Source organism: Methylobacterium sp. TK31, from assembly GCF_055361545.1.
On the sequence record NZ_CM143964.1, the window covers coordinates 2,313,991 to 2,331,942 of the forward strand.

General features: G+C 69.0%; 14 protein-coding genes. 5 read left to right on the top strand and 9 right to left on the bottom strand.

Features of this window, described 5'->3' with window-relative positions; all coding sequences use genetic code 11:
* Positions 1–58 precede the first annotated feature (58 nt).
* The 4 genes from ACXJY8_RS10590 (at position 59) to ACXJY8_RS10605 (ending at position 5,523) form a co-directional block, all read left to right on the top strand.
* Positions 59–3,295, top strand: a complete 3,237-nt coding sequence (locus ACXJY8_RS10590; protein WP_463779766.1) for a glycosyltransferase — start codon at positions 59–61, stop codon at positions 3,293–3,295.
* Positions 3,296–3,391: 96 nt separating this feature from the next.
* The gene (locus ACXJY8_RS10595; protein WP_463779769.1) at positions 3,392–3,874 is read left to right on the top strand and encodes a GspH/FimT family pseudopilin; all 483 of its coding nucleotides are present in this window, start codon (positions 3,392–3,394) and stop codon (positions 3,872–3,874) included.
* 97 nt (positions 3,875–3,971) lie between these two features.
* Positions 3,972–4,655 (top strand): PulJ/GspJ family protein, encoded by a 684-nt coding sequence (locus ACXJY8_RS10600; protein ID WP_463779772.1) that lies wholly within the window; start codon positions 3,972–3,974, stop codon positions 4,653–4,655.
* Position 4,656: 1 nt separating this feature from the next.
* The gene (locus ACXJY8_RS10605) at positions 4,657–5,523 is read left to right on the top strand and encodes a type II secretion system minor pseudopilin (protein WP_463779776.1); all 867 of its coding nucleotides are present in this window, start codon (positions 4,657–4,659) and stop codon (positions 5,521–5,523) included.
* 22 nt (positions 5,524–5,545) lie between these two features.
* On the opposite strand, the gene ACXJY8_RS10610 is transcribed toward ACXJY8_RS10605, so the two are convergent.
* The 6 genes from ACXJY8_RS10610 to gspD form a co-directional block, all read right to left on the bottom strand.
* The gene (locus ACXJY8_RS10610; RefSeq protein WP_463779781.1) at positions 5,546–6,631 is read right to left on the bottom strand and encodes a class I SAM-dependent methyltransferase; all 1,086 of its coding nucleotides are present in this window, start codon (positions 6,629–6,631) and stop codon (positions 5,546–5,548) included.
* Between the two features lie 108 nt (positions 6,632–6,739).
* Positions 6,740–7,231, bottom strand: a complete 492-nt coding sequence (locus ACXJY8_RS10615) for a prepilin-type N-terminal cleavage/methylation domain-containing protein (RefSeq protein ID WP_463779783.1) — start codon at positions 7,229–7,231, stop codon at positions 6,740–6,742.
* Positions 7,228–7,665, bottom strand: a complete 438-nt coding sequence (gene gspG, locus ACXJY8_RS10620) for a type II secretion system major pseudopilin GspG (RefSeq protein ID WP_463779788.1) — start codon at positions 7,663–7,665, stop codon at positions 7,228–7,230. Before gspG ends, ACXJY8_RS10615 begins: the two co-directional genes overlap by 4 nt.
* A 24-nt stretch (positions 7,666–7,689) precedes the next feature.
* Complete coding sequence (locus tag ACXJY8_RS10625; protein ID WP_463779792.1) at positions 7,690–8,910, bottom strand: type II secretion system F family protein; 1,221 nt, start codon at positions 8,908–8,910, stop codon at positions 7,690–7,692.
* Positions 8,911–9,519: a prepilin peptidase gene (locus ACXJY8_RS10630; RefSeq protein WP_463779795.1), complete on the bottom strand. Its 609-nt coding sequence runs from the start codon at positions 9,517–9,519 to the stop codon at positions 8,911–8,913.
* A 10-nt stretch (positions 9,520–9,529) separates the two neighbouring features.
* Positions 9,530–11,779: a type II secretion system secretin GspD gene (gene gspD, locus ACXJY8_RS10635; RefSeq protein ID WP_463779798.1), complete on the bottom strand. Its 2,250-nt coding sequence runs from the start codon at positions 11,777–11,779 to the stop codon at positions 9,530–9,532.
* 358 nt (positions 11,780–12,137) lie between these two features.
* Here gspD and ACXJY8_RS10640 point away from each other — a divergent pair, with 358 nt between their 5' ends.
* Entirely contained in the window at positions 12,138–13,094 is a 957-nt protein-coding gene (locus tag ACXJY8_RS10640; RefSeq protein WP_463779801.1) for a ferritin-like domain-containing protein, read from the top strand.
* A gap of 1,274 nt (positions 13,095–14,368) precedes the next feature.
* Here the strand turns inward: ACXJY8_RS10640 and gspM are convergent.
* Genes gspM through ACXJY8_RS10655 form a run of 3 tightly spaced genes read right to left on the bottom strand, consistent with a single transcriptional unit; the run spans position 14,369 to position 17,678 of the window.
* Positions 14,369–14,935, bottom strand: a complete 567-nt coding sequence (gene gspM / locus ACXJY8_RS10645; protein WP_463779804.1) for a type II secretion system protein GspM — start codon at positions 14,933–14,935, stop codon at positions 14,369–14,371.
* On the bottom strand, positions 14,932–15,999 hold the full coding sequence (locus ACXJY8_RS10650) for a PilN domain-containing protein (RefSeq protein ID WP_463779807.1): 1,068 nt from the start codon (positions 15,997–15,999) through the stop codon (positions 14,932–14,934). The genes gspM and ACXJY8_RS10650 overlap by 4 nt, the downstream gene beginning before the upstream one ends.
* Positions 15,996–17,678: a GspE/PulE family protein gene (locus tag ACXJY8_RS10655; RefSeq protein ID WP_463779811.1), complete on the bottom strand. Its 1,683-nt coding sequence runs from the start codon at positions 17,676–17,678 to the stop codon at positions 15,996–15,998. The genes ACXJY8_RS10650 and ACXJY8_RS10655 overlap by 4 nt, the downstream gene beginning before the upstream one ends.
* Between the last annotated feature and the right edge of the window lie 274 nt (positions 17,679–17,952).

Sequence of the window (17,952 nt, forward strand, 5' to 3'; positions counted from 1 at the left end):
CTTGCCGCGTCGAGGGCTAGTCCGGATCGGCGACAGAGGGTGGGAGGAACAGGACGCGATGAAGTTCTTTCGCAGCAAACGTCGTCCGCGCGTCGATCCGGTCATCGCGGATCATACCCGACGCGTTCGAGATTCCGGCCTGTTCGACGCCGAATGGTATCGTGCGACCTATCCCGAAGTCGCGGGCTTCGGGCCGGGCCCGCTGGCGCATTTCTGCGAATACGGCCTGCACGAGCATCGCGATCCCGGGCCGAACTTCGACACGCGCCGCTACCTCGACGCCGTCCCCGAAGCCGGGACGGGGCAGCTGCCGCCGTTCCTGCATGCGATCGAGGCGGGCGAGGCCGGGACCGGATGTCCGGTCTGGCTGCGGGACGACGAGGCGTCGCTGATCTACCTGATCCGCACCAGCGGGCTGTTCGACGAAGCGTGGTACCGCGACACCTACCCGGACGTCGCCAGAGGCGGATTAGATGCGCTGGCCCACTACCGCAAATACGGCGCGGCCGAACTGCGGGACCCCGGCCCGGCCTTCGATGCCGAGCATTACGCGCTCACGTATCCGCACGACCGCGACACCTTTCCGGCCCCGCTCGTCCATTACCTTCGGCTGGGTCTCCGCCGCGGCCATCGGCCGATGGGCGTCTCGCGCTACGGGCGCTGGCTCGCCGTCCACGACGATCTCGAAGCGGCGGATCTGGAGCGGATCGCCGCCGAACCGGTGCCGGCGACCGTGCATTGCATCGTCGTCGTCGACCGCGACGGCGCATTCGTGAGCGCCCTCGCAGGTCAGGCCGGTGCCTCCTGGCGCGCCATGCTGCTGCGCGGCCCAGACGTGGACGCCGCCTCCTGGAAGACGATCGTCGCCCAGGTCGCCACCGAGCCGCGGATCGCCTGCGTCGATACGGTCGCCGAGGCGCTGGCAGGGCTCGTGGACGGGAATATCGTGCTGCTCGCCAGCGGGGGGAGCCGGCTGCGGCCGCACGCCTGTCACGCGTTCGCGGCCGCGCTCGGCCACGGGGCGGCGCTCGGCGCCTACAGCGATCACGACCGGATCGACGGGATTGGGACGCGGCATGCGCCGGTGTTCACGCCGGCCATGTCGCCCGTGCTCATGCGGCAGGTGCCCTATGCCGGCCCGGTGATCGCCCTGCGCATCGCCCCGCCGACCCGCGGGATGCTCGCGCGTGCACTGGGTGGGCTCGAAGACCCCGACCGGGCCTGGGCGGACCTGCTCCTCGGGCTCGACCCCGCGCGGGTGATCCGCATCCCGTTGATCCTCCACCACCGCGCCGTGGACGAGGCGGTGCCGCCATCGCGCACGAACCAGCCCGTTCCCGATCCGTCGCGGAACGCGGCCGAGGCCCCCGGCGGCCCGCCGGAGCCGCTGCCCACCGTCCGGATCGTCATCCCGACGCGGGACCGGAGCGCCCTGCTGCGGGCCTGCATCGACAGCGTCCTGGCACGCACCGACTACCTGTCCGAGCGTTATCGCATCGTCATCGTGGACAACGGTTCATCGGAGGATGAGACGGCGCGATACTTCGCGGAAGTCGCGGCGGATGCGCGAGTGCGCGTCGTCGCCTCGCCCGGCCCGTTCAACTTCTCCGAGATCTGCAACGTCGGCGCCGCGGGCGCGGACGAAGACATCCTCGTCTTTCTCAACAACGACACCACCATCCGGCAGCCGGATTGGCTGCGCCGGCTCGCCATCCACGCCGCCCGGCCGGAGGCGGGCGCCGTCGGCGCGCGTTTGCTCTATCCGAGCGAGACGGTGCAGCATGGCGGCGTCGTCCTCGGCATCGCCGGCGTCGGCGCGCATGCCCTCGTCGATCTGCCGGAGGCGACTGCGCGCGCCCTTGATGCGACCCGTGAGATGAGCGCCGTCACCGGGGCCTGCCTCGCGATCCGGCGTTCGGTCTTCATGGAGATCGGCGGTTTCGACCCGCTGCTGCGGATCGATTACAACGACGTGGACCTCTGCTGCGCCGCGCAGGCTGCGGGATACCGCAACCTCTACGTCGCCGAGCCGCTGCTGCTGCATCACGAATCGCTCTCGCGCGGCGCCTCCACAACCCGGGCAGACCAGGGCCGCAACGTCCGCGAGGCGATCCGCGTGCGGCGGCGGCACGCGGCGGTGATCCGGGACGATCCGTCCTACAATCCGAACCTGTCGCGGGAGAGGATCGGGGGCCTCGCCATTCCGCCGCGGGTGGTTCCCCCGTGGCGGCGTCCGCCCTCCGGCGTTCGCAGGGTTCTGCTGCTGAGCGCCGGAGACGGCATCGGTCGGTGGGTGGCGGATCAGGAGGCGTTTCTCACCGCGCGTGGCTTCGAGGTCATCCTCGGCGGCCCCGACCGGGAGGACGTTACACTCGGCCTGGATCGCCGTCGGGTCCGGCTCGCGGATCCCGCGGAGGCGGCGGTCTTCGCGACGCGCGAAGGCGTCGATGCGGTAGTCGCCCACACCGCGCCGTTCTTTGCGGTGACGCAGCATCTCGGGCGGCGGCCGCTCGTCTACTGCGTCGATCACGGCGACGCGCCGGCGGGATCGGGGCCTGATCGCGACGCGCGGGCGGACGCGATCCTCGACAAGCGCTACCACGCTACGCTGGCGCGCCGCGTCTTCTCGACGTCGCCGTCCGCACGGGATGCCCTGTTCGGGCAGGAGACAGTTTTGCTTGCCCACGACCGCCCGGCGGGTGCGGCATGGTCCGAGGCCTGGGCTGTGCGACGCCCGGCGCTCCGCGAAAAATTCGGTTTCAACGGACGCTTCGTTGTGATCAACCTCTTCGGCACGGACCCAGGAGACGCGCGGGGCGATGGCATCGAGGACTTCATCGCACTTGCCACCGAATATCCATTCACCGATCCGGCACTTAAAGTCCGACCTCTCTTCGTCGCGGCTGGCCGCGGTACCGTCGCCTGTCCCGACGAGCCTACCGACCTCGTGACGTTCGCGGCCATTGACGACGCCGACCTCTTCGACCTGTTAGCGGCCAGCGACCTTTATCTGACCCCGCAACACCGGCAGGGCGTCGCGTGCGGCATTGCGCTCGCGCTCGCGATGGGGCTGCCGGTGGTTGCATCAGAGATCGCGGCTCATCGTGCTTATCCCATCGATATCGCGGCGGACCTGCCGGGGTTGTACCGGCTGATCGTGCCCCATGCAGAAAGGTGGCGCGCAGGCACTGTGCACCGGACGGCGGTGCTCATGCCCGGCGCGGATCCCCTTGCCGTGATGGCGGACACGATCGTCCTCGACCTGGACCGGGATCATGCCGAACACTGGATCTGAGCACCTCCCGCGACGCCTCGAATTCGACGCGCTCGGATGAGAGTGTTTTCGATGAGGCGGACTTCCCGCAGCTGAACTTTGGCAGAAGGACCAGGATTGTCGAACAACCGCATGCCACCGGCCGATGCCCCCCGCCGCACGAACCATGCGGGCTTTACCCTGATCGAGATGACGCTGGTCTTGGCGATTATCAGCCTGATCGCAGCACTCGCCCTGCCGCGGGTGTCATTCTCGGGGAGCGCGACCAGCCTGCGGGTCAAAGGGTTCGAGATCGCGGCAATCCTGCGGGCCGACCGCGACGAAGCCGTCCGGAGCGGGCGCTCGGTGACGAGCGTCGTCGATCTCGCGGGCGGCCGCGTGCTGTCCAGTGCTGAGAACGGCATGGTCGCCATCCCGGCGAACCTGTTCCTGCGCGTCTCCGGCGCGGGGCTCGATGGAATCCGCTTCATGCCGGACGGGCGGGCGTCGGGCGGGGAGATCTTCCTGATGCGGGCCGACCGGTCCGGCATCTTGTCGGTCCGGGTCGATCCGCAGACCGCCGCGATTGTGATCGACCGGGGGGCACGTCTTGACGAGTGACGGGGACGCCCGCGCGGCACGCACCGCGCGACGGCTCCGCGTCCCGCCCGCGCGGCCGAGTTCGGCCGGCTTCCTTCTGGTGGAGGCGCTGGCGACGATGGCGATCGGTGCGATCATCCTCGTCGCGGTCGGGTCGCTGCTCGGGCTGATGTCGCGGCAGGCCGACCGGACGGCGGAGCGCACCGAACGCCTGGACGTCGCCGGCCACGCGCTGGCCGCGCTCGCCCGCGACATCGGGTCGATCGCGCGGGCGCGATGGGCCGGGCCGGGCCGGCGGAACTTCGTGTTTGCAGGCCTGCCCGACCGGATGCTGTTCTCCCTCGACCGCTCCGACGCGAACGGCACGCCCCGGAGCCTCGCGATCCTGTTGCAGGGGACCGAAACGAAGGTGGGCAGCGCCGTGCTTCGCGCCGAGGCGCCGCTCTCGCCCCTCGATCGCGACGAAGCCGCTATCGATTTCGCGCCCGCGCGCACGGTCTACGCTGGCACGACCCCGGTCCGCTTCGCCTATGTGGTGGCGCCCGGCGAAGGTGCTCCCGAACGCGTGGTCGATGCCTGGCCCGCGAGCGAGACGCTGCCGATCGCTGTGCGCGTCGCCTTCACCGATCCCGCGAGCGGGAAGATCCTGTCGAGCCTTCGCGTCCCGCTCCGGATCGAGGCGGAGCCGGGCTGCGCCGCGCCGCGGAAAGCCTTCTGCAGCCGCATCGATCCGTGGTCCGTGGAGGGGCAGGGCGCGCCCGGCCCGACCCCGGGCGGCATGGCCGCGACGGGGGAGCGCTGAGATGCGCGGCCGGCAGGACGGCTTCATCCTCGTCGCGGTGCTCGGCATCATGGCCCTACTCCTGAGCCTCGCTGGCGGAACGGCGCTGATGGTGCGCTCGGCGGTCAACGGCGTGCGCGGCACCGCCGACGACCTCAGGCTCGAAGCGATGGTCCGCTCCGGCATCGACCTCGCGGCTCACGAACTGTTCGCGCTAAAACTCCCCACGGCGCGGATACGCGATCAGCGGATCGCCCTCGACGGCGGCAGCATCACCCTGTTCGCGGCCGACGAATCCGGCCGGATCGACCTGAACTGGTCCGATCCCGTCCTGCTGGCCGGCGCCTATCGCACCGCTGGGCTGACCGGCCTGAAGCCCGAGGCGTTCGCCGCCCGCGTCGTGCAATGGCGCGACCGCTACGAGGACAAGCCGCCCGCGAACGTCGATCCGGCCAAGATCAGCCTCGCCGCCAAGCCCGTCGGCCGGGGCAAGGACGGCTTCCGCACGGTGGCGGAACTTCGCTGGCTGCCCGATGTCTCGGAGGAGGACATGGCCGCCCTCGCCCCCCTGCTCACCGTCGACAACGTCCAGGGCCGCGTGAACGTGCTGGAAGCTTCCGAGGCGGTTTTGATGACGTTGCCCGAGATGACCCCGAGCCTCGTCGCGCAGGTCGTGGCGCTTCGTACCGCGCCGCGCGCAACGGTCGCCGATCGGCTGAAGGTCCTGCTGCCGAAACAGCAGCCGCTGATCACCACGACGCGCGGCACCGCCTTCCGCGTTCGCGTCACGGTCGTCACAGCGGCCGCCGCCAATCGCAGCGTCGCCGTGACCCTGGCCCGTGCCCCGGCCCGCGACGCGCCGTACTACGTCACCGCCTGGGAACGTTGATCGGTCCCGGCGGGCGATACGCTCAGATCCGGTTGGTCGGCCTCACCACGAAGTAGAGGTCGTCCGAGGCCACGAGCCGGGTCTCGATCGCCAGCCGCTCGATCATCATCGTCAGGTCGAGGATCGCCAGGTCGCTCTCGCTGCGGAAGTTTCCGGCGCGGTCGGCGAGCAGGTTGCGCAGGAGCGTGCCTCCCATCGGCAGCACCTCGACCACGTCGAAGGCCGCAAACAGCATCGAGCGCAGGTCGGCGCTGCGGGGCGCCTCGCTCGGATCGTAGCTGGCCACAGCCGGGATGGTCGGCAGGGTCAGGTGCGCGTCGATCCGGTCGTCCTGCTCCGCCTTCAGGTTCCGCCGCAGGTGCGGGGGCAGGTAGGCGAAGATCTCGTCGGCGAGCCGGCGGGCGTCGCGGTCCATCTGCAGGCGCGGCGGCCCGAAATAATCGAGGCCAAGGATCAGCCCGTCCGGAGAGACGATCCGGTTGAGGAAGGGCAGGAACCGTTCGAGGTCGGCGCAATGGTGCAGCGAATGGCAGAAGAACACCACGTCGAAGCTGCGGTCGATCGGTGGCGGATGGTTGAAGTCGAAGGCCAGGAACTCGGATTCGAGCGGAAACGGTTCGATCTTGCGCCGGGCATCCGCGAGTAGGGCCGCGTCGTACTCGTAGAGCGTGATCTTCGACAGCGGCCAGCGACCCTGGCGCAGGATCGCCTCCTCGATCCCGCCGGGACCACAGCCGAAGGAGGCGAGGCTGAGGTCGCGGCCGAGCCGCTCGCGCAAGGGCGCCAGGTGGCGGTCGAGGGTCCAGTCGAGCCATAAGCCGCGCTCGGCGGTGGAGCGGCCGGTCATCAGGCGGGCGACGTAGTCGTGCACCTGCGGTAGGCCCTTCCAGTCGAGCACCTGGCGCCGTGCCTCCCAGTCGGGGTCGAGCACCTGCCGCCACGTGGTCTCGCCCGGTGCCACCGGCTCGCCCGAGGACGTCCCGTTCGGGACGGGCGCCGTCTCCGTCGGCGCAGACGGGGTCGAGAAGGCCTCCGGCTCCCGGGGGGCGGGGTCCGGGATCGGGCGCGCGGTTTTCGAGAAGCGCTTCAGGAAGGTTTCGAAGCCCATCACACGGATCGCTTTCCGTCAGCGTCGCGTCGCGAGATCGGAGGCTTAGAAACGAGCCGGTCCCGGCCGAGTCGCGACGGCCCCGGCAACATCTCGGTCGCGATCATCTTACCGCCCCCCCGCATCGGCCGATGCCGTCTGCCCGAGCCGGATCGTCTCGACCGTCACGGCCGTTCCGCGGCGGGTCAGGACCTCGATGTCCTGGCGCATCGGCATCCAGCGGACGCCTGCGGCGGGGTCTGACGGATCACAGGCGCCGGCCGACGGCTGACAGCCGCTCTCCGTGTCGCGCTCGGCCTCGGGCAGGGGAAGTTCCAGGGCCGCGAGGCGGATGGTGTAGCGGTAGCCGTCCAGGGTGCCGGTGCGTCCGCCCGTGCCAATGTCCGATGCGCGCAACGGTTCGGCCAGCAGCGAGCGGGCGACGCGCTCGGCGGCGAGCCTGTCCTCCACCGCTACGAGCCCGGCGCGCGACTGCACCACGCCCCGCTGCACCACGAGGCTCAGGACCGCCACGATGGCGAAAGCCGCGAGCGCCTCGATCAGCGTGAAGCCCGCCGACGCCTCGCGGTCGCGCGGGCTGCTTCGAACCCTGGCCCTCATTCCTTGCCGATCACGCCGTTGCCGCCCTTCACGCCGTCTGCGCCGAGAGAGAGGATGGCGTAGGGGGTGATCTTTCCCGGAATCCGATATTCGTAGGGGCGTCCCCACGGGTCGGCCGGCACGCTGCCCTGCTTGAGGTAGGGGCCGCTCCAGTTCTCGGCCGCCGGCGGGCGCTGCACCAGCGATTGCAGGCCTTCGCTCGTCGACGGGTAGCGGCCGTTGTCGAGGTAGAACAGGTCGAGCGCCGAGGCGAAGGATTCGATCTGCAGCTTGGCCGCCTTGTCGCGCGAGCTCGACAGGTAGCCGAGCACGCGCGGACCCGCGAGGCCCATGACGAGGCCGAGGATCACCAGCACGACGAGCAGCTCGACGAGGGTGAACCCGCCCTGCGCATCGCGCACGCGGCGACCGGATCGGTGGAGGCGGGAACGCATGGAAACGATCATCGGGACGAAACCTCAGACCAGCAGGTCATTGATGCTCATGAGCGCGGTCATCACCGAAATGATGAGCCACGCGATCAGCAGGCTTACCAGAACCATGACCGCCGGCCCCACCACCGCGATGACGCGACCCAGTGCCGCGTCGAGCTTGGCTTCGTAGAACACCGCGACGCGGCTCGCACTATCGGCGAGATCGCCGGATTCCTCGCCGACGCGCAGCATCTGCACCACGTGCCGGGGGAAGAGCTTTCCGCGCGACAGCGTCTCGGACAGGCGCTGCCCCTGGCGCACGTCGGCGACGACGCGGTCGATCTCGGGGCCGGCCCCGGGCAGGCGCACCACGCCGCGGATCAGGCGAAGCGCCGTGGAGATGTCGACGCGGTTGCGCACCAGGATCGCCAGCGTCCGGCAGAAGGTGACGGTGAGTTCGTTGGCGAGGACCGCGCGGCTGAACGGCAGGCGCGCGAAGAGCGCGAGCCATAGCCCGCGCTCGCTGCCGATCCGGTTGAGCAGGACGCCGCCGCCGAGGAGGCCGGCCATCGACAGCACCACGATGTCGAGGTTTCGGTTGAGGAACCCTGACATCTCGAACACCACCAGCGCCGAGGGGTCGATCTTGTCGCGGAAGCCCTGCAGCGCGACCTCGAATTTCGGGATCAGGTAGATCAGGATGAAGAACAGCACGCCCACCGCCGCGACCACGAGAAAGCAGGGGTAGGAGATCGCCGAGATGAAGCGCTTGCGCAGGCGTTCCCCGCGCTGGCGCTCGGCGGCGAGCCCGGTCAACGCCTCCTCCAGCCGCCCGGAGGTCTCGGCGACCTCGACCATCTTCACGTAGATCGGCGGAAACAGCTTCGGATGCGCGGAGATCGCCTCCGACAGGCTCTTGCCGTGGCTCAGCGCGGCGTGAAGGTCGCGCAGCACCCGCACGAGCCAGCTTCGGCTCTCCATCTGAGTGAGGATCTGCAGCGCCTCGGTCAAAGCGACGCCGCCCTTGAGCAGCATCGCGAGATCCAGCGTCAGGCCGGTGATATCCTCGGGCCGCGGGTCCGGGGTCAGCCAATCCTGCAGCGACCGCCCTGGCGGCCGTGCCCCGCGGGCCTGCGCCTCGACCGAGATCGGCGTGCAGCCGACCCGGTCGAGATGGGCGAAGACCTCGCCGCTCGCCTCGGCCTCCATCGTCCCCTTGAGAATCTTGCCCGCGGAGTCGAGGGCCATGTAGGCGAAGGTCGACATCTACGGCTGCCCCAGCGCGCCGGGCACGATCTGCCCGACGAGCCACGTCGCCCAGAGCGCGGGGGCGAGGACGGCGCCGAAGGCGATCCGATCAGTCACCGGCACGGTGCGCGCCGAAGCGGGCAGCACCCGGCGTGCGCCGACGACGGCGAGGCCGGTCAGGCTCGCGCCGAGGATTGCCCAGGAGAGCCCGACGGTGCCGAGCAGGACGCCGCCGGCGGTCGCGAGCTTCACGTCGCCGAGGCCGATGCCGTCATGCCCGCGCAGGCGGTAATAGGCCTCGCGGAGCGCGAGCAGGACGCCGCCGCAGATCGCGGCGTCGAGAGCCGCGAAGCCGATCGCCGCGACTGGTCCTTCGCCCGGATAGGCGCCATCGCCGATCCGCGCCGTGAGGCCGATCAGTCCGAGCGCGAGGGTCGCGGCGTCGGGGATCGTGAAATCCGCCAGATCCTGCCAGACGATCCGCAGGCCGACGACTGCCAGGGCGAATGCGAGGATGCCTGTCGCGACCGGCCCCGGACCGGTCCAGGCGGCGAACGCCGCGCCGACGACGGCGACGGCGATCACGAGCCCAGCGAAATCGGATGTCCCGACGCTTCCGACCGACATGCGCGGCCGGTCAGGGCTTGTAGACCGGGCGGCGGGCGGGCGGCGAGGCACCGCGCCGGGCCCCGGCATCGCGCAGCTGACTGCGGTAATCCTCGGCCACCCGCTGCGCGTCGCGGCCCGAGCGCACCACCACCGGGCGGATGAACACCACGAGTTCGGTGCGCTGCGCGCCGTTGTCGACGGAGCTGAACAGGTCGCCGACGTTGGGCAGCCGGTCGAGGAACGGGATGCCGTCGCGGGACGTCTGCCGCTTCTCGCTGATCAGGCCGGCGAGCAGCACGGTCTGTCCGTTGGCGACCGAGATCGTGCTCGCAACGCGTCGCTTCGAGATCGTCGGGGTGAGCGTGTTCGAGGCGCCGACCACCGCCGAGATCTCCTGCTCGATCTGCATGGTCACGGCGTCGTTCTGCCCGATGCGCGGGACGACGTTGAGGATGATGCCGGTGTCGCGGAACTCCACTTGGCTGACGAGCGGCGCGCCGGGCACGGTGATGCCCTGCGCCTGCGTCGTGGTAATCGGGACGGAATCGCCCACCTGGAGCGAGGCCGGCTGGTTCTCCAGCACTACGAGCGAGGGCGAGGACAGGATCTTGACGTCGGTGAAGCCGTCGAGCGCCGAGAGCACCACGTCCGGGCCAGAATAGCCGCCGACCAGGAAGTTGAAGCCGCCGCCGGCGCCCGCCGTCAGCGCGTTGGTGGCGCCGCCCGCGGTCGCCGCGGCGGCGCTCAACAGGCCGATCGAGCCCTTGCCCTTGCCGAGCCCGACGTTCTTCGAGTCGAGGAAGTACTGCACGCCGTACTTGAGCTGATCGGTGAGCGTCACCTCAGCGATGGTCACGTTGACCGCCACCTGGGCCGGGGTCGCGTCGAGCTGGCGCAGGGCGGCGTTGATCTTCCGGTAGGTCTCCCCGTCGGCATAGGTGATCACCGAGTTATTCGATGGGTCGGCGCTGATCGAGACGCGCCGCGCCCCGTTGCCACGCCGGGTCAGGTCGAGGTTGTCGCTGCCGCCGCCGAGTGCGGTCGCGCCGCCGTCGGCCATGCCGTTGTTCGGCACGCTGTCGCCGTAGGCCGAGGCGAACCGCGCCCGGAGAAGGTCGGCACCGGTGTTCTGCTGGCCGCCGCCCTGATTGCCGGAATTGCCCTGGCCGAGCCCGCCATAGCCGGAGCCGGAATTGCCCCCGTTCAGGCCGCCGCCCTGATTGCCGCCGGAGAAGTTCCGGCCCTGTCCCTGGCCGCCGCCGTTGAGGCCGCCGAGCCCGGCGCCCTGGGTCGCGGTATTGGTGTTGGCGTTCGTGTTGCCCGTCCCGAACAAGCCGTTGATGACGCGGGCCAGTTCCTTTGCGTCGCGATAGCGCGCCTTATAGATGAACACCGTTTCCTCGGCGGCCTCGACCGTGCCGTCGAGCTTGCGCACGAAGGTCTCTGCCCGGCGGATCAGGGACGGGTTCTTCGACATCGCCATCACGGCGCGCAGGCGCGTGATCGGTTTGAACTGAATTAGGCCCGAGCTCGCACCGTTCTCGCCGGTGTCGAACAGCTGCGTCAGGTCGGCGACCACCGCCTCGGGCCGGGCGCGGCGCAGCTCGAACAGGCTCACCGACTGCCCGCGCATCCAGTCCGCGTCGAAAGCCAGGATCGCGCTCACCGCCTCCTGGCGGCGCGGGCCGGGGCCCTTGACGATGATGGTGTTGCGCCCGGTATCGAAGCGCAGGCCGTCGGCTTCGGTGACGAAACCCGAGACGAGCTTCGACATCACCGCGGCCGAGACGTAGCGCAGCGGAACCACCGAGACGCCGTAGCCCGGCACCTGCGCGTTGCCGAAGCTGACATTGCCGATGCTGGTGGCGGCCGAGGTGATGCGGTAGCCGGCGGCGTTGCGGGTCATTGTGTAGCCCTGGCCCGAGAGCACGGTCTCAAGCGCCGAGAGCAGTTCGACGCGGGTCATCGGCCGGGGCGAGGAGATCGTGATCAGGCCGGCGACATCAGAGGCCATCGTGTAGTTGAGGCCGAGCGTATCGTTGAGGATGGCGTGGACCACATCCTTCACCTCGGCCCGTTCGAAGTTAAGACGGTAGCTGCCGGCTTCGCCGGGCTGGGTTCCGATCTCTAGTGCTTCGGAGCCGAGCCCCGCCGTCGCCTCGACGTCCTCGGGGCTGAAATTGTAGGTTCGCCCCTCGCCACGGTCCGGTGCGACGACCGCATCCCGAGACGACTTGCCAGCGACGGTCCGGCGCAGCGGGCGCGCCGACAGGTCCATCTCGGTTTCCGGGCCGGTGAGGCTCGCGCGCGGAGGCCCAGCATCACGACCATGGGCGACGGAGCCGAAAAGTCCCGCGCAGCAAACCAGAGCAAAGGATAGCCGCGTCAAAGACATGGGAAATTTTTCCGATCCTGGCGTTTCGTTAACGTACCCTTCATTCCCGTCCCTGCCCACCGGGACAGGTACCCTACAACAGCTTTCTTGCCACCCCGTGCCTGATTAGACACAGGCAAAGAAAATACCGCACAGTTAAGCCACTTTTAGTAAGCCCGTCATTGTGGCGAATCTGGTTACCGCTAACTTCGCCCGCGACGCCGCAATTTCAGCTGCGCGACACGTTGAGAGAAAACGGACCATGACAGACAAGCAGAACACTGCAGACAGCGAGCTTTCGGGCCTCGAGCCTGGCACGCGCGTCGTCAATCTCGAGAAGGGCCGCCGCGCCTTCCTTCAGACCCTTGGTCTCGGCATCGCCGGCGCCGCCATCCTGGGCAATACGACCACCGAGTCCCAGGCCCAGGGCCTGCCGACGAACGTCACCGATGCGGACATTCTGAACTTCGCGCTCAACCTCGAGTATCTCGAGGCCGAGTTTTACCTGAATGCCGTGAACGGTGCGGGCCTCAAGGCCGGCGATCTCCAGGGCGTCGGCGCCGTCGGTGCCGTCAACGGCGGCGGTCGCGCCGTGCCGTTCACCGATCCAAACGTGCGCAAGTACGCCTTCGAGATCGCCGCCGACGAGGAGGCTCACGTCCGCTTCCTGCGCGCCGCGCTGGGCAGCGCCGCCGTCAGCCGGCCGCGCCTCGACATCGACTTCGCCTTCACCGCTGCTGCCCGCGCCGCCGGCCTGATCGGCGCGAATGACCGGTTCGACGCCTACGCCAACGACACGAACTTCCTGCTCGCCTCGTTCATCTTCGAAGATGTCGGTGTCACCGCCTATAACGGCGCCGCCGGTGCGATCCAGAACAAGACCTTCCTCAGCGCCGCCGCCAGCATCCTCGCGGTCGAGGCCTATCACGCCGGCATCATCCGTACGGTGTTGTACGCCAAGGGCCTGATCAACCAGGCGGACGCGATCTCCAATGCCCGCGACTCGCTCGACGGCAGCACCGATCTCGACCAGGGCATCAGCGGCACCCAGTCGGCAACCCCAGGCTTCCAGTTCTCGGATGCCAACCTCGTCCCGACCAATGCCCAGGGCCTCGTGTTCGCCCGTACCCCCGGCCAGGTGCTCAACATCGTCTACCTCAACACCACCCAGAGCCCCGGTGGCTTCTTCCCAGGCGGCCTCAACGGCACCCTGCGCTAGTCGCCACCCAAGACACGTCGTCGGAAAGCGATGCCTCGCTCTCCGACGACGTGAAACTGACGACGCCGAACGCGGTCTCGATGAGGCTATGCGTTCGGCGTTCAGCGTAGGCCTACGCCATCGCCCTTGTGGTCGGCTTGGCAAGCCGTCTGACAAGAAAGAGGACGCGCGCCGATCTTGACCTTCCAAAGGCGCGACCGCCCTCGCCGGTCGTCGGCTTGATTTAAAACTCTGTCCTGAAACTTGAGCCGGTCTCGCACCGTAGTCACCTTCAGAAACATTTCGCCGGAGGCAGGCAATGTCGAAGGTCCACTACCTTGTGCGGCGCAGCCGCTCGGGAAGGTTCAACTTCACCCTCTTAAGCGAGGCAGGTCGGATCACAGGGTCGGTCGTCGTGGCGACGACAGGCAAAACCCCCGCTGATATTGAACGGGACGCACATGATCAGATCAGGCGCCTCTCTGAGACGTTTGCTGAAATAGCAAGCCCGAGCAATCGCGACGTGGGCGACACTTCTTCAACGGAATGCAAACGAGCCGCGAGCCACCCCGTTAACGTGATCACACCGTGAGATCGGTTCGTCGCGCGTCGAGGGGGGGAGTGCTGATCGAACACCCGGTTCGTTCTTCGTGACAAGATCATCGCCCATGCAGTTCGCTGCTCGCGTGAAATTTCGGTCACAACTCCCGGCCGCCGGCACCTCTATAACGCGCAGGACGGCACCGATCGGACTCATCGCCCCAGCGGAATGCCGATCGGCGGTAGGCCGTTACCGCGCGGTCCCGGCGGGCTTGATGGACCCACACTGAACAGCCGGTAGGTGGTCTCGCGTGTCCCATCGCGAAGCGTCACGCGATCGGGACCGATCGCCTGGACGCGCCATGTCTCCACTGTATCGCCGAGTTTGAGGCTAAGCGAGGAGCCGCCTGCCGGCCGCCGTAAGATTGCGACGGCGTTGTCCACACCGGCGACAACGCCGACGAGGCGCAGATCCGGTGGAGGAGCTTCCATCACCACGGGCGCGGGCGGAGCGACGAGAACCTGTCGCGGCGGCGGCGGGCGCCGCGACGGTGCGAAGAGCGGCCGTCTCCTGAAGGCGTCGAGGGCAGCGGGATCGAGCGTACTTAGTGGGTTGAGGCTCTGTGCGGCACCAGATGGGGGGGGCGCGTCCGCGACCTGAGCCGAGGCAGGCACGATCGCCAATCCGAGCAGGACGAAGACCAGAACGTTACCAGTGACACCGCCACGGCAGCCGGCATGACGATGCGAGTGGCTCACTGCGTCACCTCCCGCCGGTAGCCGCGGACCGCGAGCGCGACGCGCAGCATCGGGTCGGCATCCTCGGCGGCGCCGCCCCGGCCCGACACCGGGCGGATGTTGATCGCCTCGACGGTAAGCAGCGGCACGCCCCTCTCGACCGCCGCGAGCAAATCGAACAGCCCGTCGTTGCCAATGTCAAGGCTGAGCCGGAGCTGAATGCTGCGCTGTGCGGCCATATCAGAAGTCTCGTCGCCACGGACCTCGATCAGCCGGCCGCCGGCGCGTTCGACGATGCCGGCGAGACGCTGCTGCAGCTCAGCGCGCGCGAGGCTTCCCGTCTCCGCCGTCAGATAGAGGGCCGAGAGGTCGCCGTGCGTCGGTACCGGACGACCGGCTTCCCCCCGGATCCGCGTCTCGACCTGAGCGAGATGGTCGGCAGAAGCATTCGCCTCGGCACCGGCCTCAGACCAGCGCGCGAGGTTCGTCAGCGTCACGGTCAGCAGCAGCAGCGGTGCCCCGACGAAGAGTGCGACGGCGAGAGGCCCGAACCAGCGGGCGTCGCGGGCTTCCGTGATCGTCATCGCGCCGCATCCGGTGCATCGCCGCGGGTCGCCACCAGATCGAAGGCGTCCCGCTTGTCGGCATCGCGGATGACCGGTGCGGCGAAACGCGGGTTCTTCAGGCCGGCCTCGGCTTCGAGGCGGGCGATCAGCGCCGGTGCATCGACGGAGCGGCCGACGAGGCGGATCCGGGCCGGATCGATGTCGAGTTCGCGCAGCACCGTGCCGTCGGGCAGCGCGCGGCTCAGCTTGTCGATGAGCACGATCGTCGCGGTGTCGGCGCGCTTGCCCTCGATCAGGACGCGTTCACGCGATGTGCCATGGCCGCCGCGCAGCGCGAGCTTCGTGCGCAGCGCTGTCAACCGCTGCCGGACATCCTCCGCGTCCGACACGGCCGAGCCCGCGAGCATCGCCGAGAGTAGGCAGGCGACCGAGAGCCCGCCGAGCAGGATCGCGAGGCCGCGGCCGATACGCGCCCGAAGTCGTCCGTCGACTTCCTGCGTTCGCCCCTTATAGAGATCGAAACGCAGGGGCGCATCAAGGGGGTCGGCGGCACTGCCCAGGGCCGTCGCCGTAAGCCCCGCATCGGCGAGGCGTGCCAGGAACGGCGCCACGAGATCGACAGAGGTCGCAAGCAGATCGACGCCGATCGTACCGTCCTCGGAAATGCCGTCCACGACGCTGTAGGCGTAGAGGACCTGGTCCACCCGCCAGGGTGTCAGGCGCTCCAGGCGATGCGCGATGATCGGCTGGAGATAGCTCCGCCCGGCATCAGGGAGGCGCAGCGCCCGCGTGAGGAACACCTCCGGCGGCAGTCGCAGCTGCACCGTGCCCGTGTGGAAGGCTTCCGGCGCGCGCACGCCGCCGGCCAGATGCAGCGGCGGGCCGAGGCGATCCTTCTTCAGGGTGTAGAGCACGAGCCCGTCCGGCGCGATCGCGACGACGTGGCTCACGCCCGTCGCGAGGCGGGCCACGAGCGGCCGGAGGGTTGCGACGAAGGCGTCGAGCAAAGCTGCGCCGATCGCCTGCACCGCGGTCACGGCGAGCCGGACCGCGGCCGGCATCGTCCCGGTGGAGAGCATCATCCCGAAATCCGCATGATCTCGTCGAGGGAGGTGAGTCCGAGGCTCGCCTTCTCGATCCCGTCGTCGAGCATCGTGGTCATGCCGACTGCGCGCGCCGCCTGGAGCAGGATGCGGGGATCGGGCTGCCCGCGGATCAGATCGCGCAGGTCGTCACCGACGGCCAGCGCCTCGAACACCCCGATGCGCCCGCGATAACCGCTGTCGTTGCAGTGGGCGCAACCGGTCGCCTCGTGAAAATTGCGGCCTGTCGCCTCGGGGCCGCCGCGCCGGGCGCGCAGGTCGCGGGCGACGGTGAGGCCATTCGGATCGGGAACCCGGCAGCGCTCGCACAGGCGGCGCACCAGCCGCTGACCGATCACCCCGCGCAGGCTTGATGCAATAAGGTACGGCTCGACGCCCATGTCGACGAGGCGCACCACCGCGTCGACCGCACTGTTGGTGTGCAGTGTCGTCAACACGAGGTGGCCGGTGAGCGCGGCCTGGATGCCAATCGCCGCGGTCTCGCGGTCGCGCATCTCGCCGACCATGATCACGTCGGGGTCGTGGCGCAGGAACGAGCGCAGGGCGGTCGCGAAAGTCAGGCCGATCGCCGGTTTGATCTGGGTCTGGTGGATGCCGGGGAGCTGGTACTCCACCGGGTCCTCGACGGTGACGATCTTGCGCGCCGGGTCGTTCAGCAGCGAGATCGCGGTAGCGAGCGTCGTGGTCTTGCCGCTGCCGGTGGGGCCAGTGACGATGATGATGCCGTGCGGCTCGGCGAGCAGCCTGACCACCGCGTCGCGGTCGCGGTCGGACAGGCCGACGCGCTTGAAATCGAGCAGTCGGGTGTCCTTCAGCAAGATGCGCAACACCGCCGTCTCGCCGTAGAGCGTCGGCATGATCGCAACGCGCAGATCCGCCTCGGTGTTGCCGACCTTGACGTTGGTGCGCCCGTCCTGCGGCAGGCGGCGCTCGGCGATGTCGAGGCCGGCGAGGATCTTCACCCGCGAGATCACCGCGGCTGCCATGTGGCGCGGCATGGTCTGCTGCGCCCGCAGGTGTCCGTCGACGCGGAACCGGACCTTCAGCTCCTCGCGCCCGGTCTCGATGTGGATGTCGGTGGCGCCGGCTTGGATCGCACGCTCCAACAGCCCGTCGATGACGCGCACGATCGGTGCGCCCCGGGCGAGATCCTGCAGCGTCTCGATGTCGTCGGAGAGGGCGTAGTCGGCCCCGGTCTCGCTCCCAGCTTCGTCGCGCGGCGCATCGGCCGGGCGACTGCGCTCGAACAGCTCCTCTATCTCCTCGAACGAGAGCACCGCCAGCGGCACCGGCCCGCCGAGCGCGAGCGCGACGGCGCGGATCGGTTCAAGATGGCCTGGATCGGCGGTGACCAGCAGCGTCCTCCCATCGCGCGCGACTGGATAGAGATAGGCCTCGCGCAGAAAGTCGCGGGAGAGGTCGTTCAGCGCATGGGGCAAGAGGGCGATCGCGTCGCGGTCCGCCCGCGGTATGCCGTGGAAGGCGGCGACCGCGTCGGCGAGATCGACCGCCGAGACCGTGCCGCCTCGCCAGATTGCCTCGGCCGCTCCGCCATTGACGCGCGCCGGAGCCGGCACCGTCGCGAGGCCGCGCCGCCGCCGGAGGAACTCCCCGAGCGTCTCGCCCTGGATGGCGGGCGTATCGGCGTTCGTCTGCATACGTCGCCCTCCGTTGCCGATCCTGTCCGCTGATAGCCTACAGTGATTCCTTGGCCCGTAATTGGACCGAATTCCGATCGTTCGACAAAATCGTTGGCTGTGTCAGGTTAGCGACATATAAAAGGAAATGTCATGTGGGCTCCCGTTCGGCATGAAGCCGGCGCGTTCTCGCGACTAAAAGCTCTCCGCCCGCAGGGTTGCGTGAGAATTACCACTCCCATACCAAGCCCATCTTTGGCGGTTGGATCGAGCGCGGCGCGCGTCACCCGACCGA

Coding starts and splice junctions, on each gene's coding strand:
- ACXJY8_RS10590 (WP_463779766.1), top strand. CDS start 59: ATGAAGTTCTTTCGCAGCAAACGTCGTCCGCGCGTCGATCCGGTCATC.
- ACXJY8_RS10600 (WP_463779772.1), top strand. CDS start 3,972: ATGGCGATCGGTGCGATCATCCTCGTCGCGGTCGGGTCGCTGCTCGGG.
- ACXJY8_RS10605 (WP_463779776.1), top strand. CDS start 4,657: ATGCGCGGCCGGCAGGACGGCTTCATCCTCGTCGCGGTGCTCGGCATC.
- ACXJY8_RS10610 (WP_463779781.1), bottom strand. CDS start 6,631: ATGGGCTTCGAAACCTTCCTGAAGCGCTTCTCGAAAACCGCGCGCCCG.
- ACXJY8_RS10615 (WP_463779783.1), bottom strand. CDS start 7,231: ATGAGGGCCAGGGTTCGAAGCAGCCCGCGCGACCGCGAGGCGTCGGCG.
- gspG (WP_463779788.1), bottom strand. CDS start 7,665: ATGCGTTCCCGCCTCCACCGATCCGGTCGCCGCGTGCGCGATGCGCAG.
- ACXJY8_RS10625 (WP_463779792.1), bottom strand. CDS start 8,910: ATGTCGACCTTCGCCTACATGGCCCTCGACTCCGCGGGCAAGATTCTC.
- ACXJY8_RS10630 (WP_463779795.1), bottom strand. CDS start 9,519: ATGTCGGTCGGAAGCGTCGGGACATCCGATTTCGCTGGGCTCGTGATC.
- gspD (WP_463779798.1), bottom strand. CDS start 11,779: ATGGACCTGTCGGCGCGCCCGCTGCGCCGGACCGTCGCTGGCAAGTCG.
- ACXJY8_RS10640 (WP_463779801.1), top strand. CDS start 12,138: ATGACAGACAAGCAGAACACTGCAGACAGCGAGCTTTCGGGCCTCGAG.
- gspM (WP_463779804.1), bottom strand. CDS start 14,935: ATGACGATCACGGAAGCCCGCGACGCCCGCTGGTTCGGGCCTCTCGCC.
- ACXJY8_RS10650 (WP_463779807.1), bottom strand. CDS start 15,999: ATGATGCTCTCCACCGGGACGATGCCGGCCGCGGTCCGGCTCGCCGTG.
- ACXJY8_RS10655 (WP_463779811.1), bottom strand. CDS start 17,678: ATGCAGACGAACGCCGATACGCCCGCCATCCAGGGCGAGACGCTCGGG.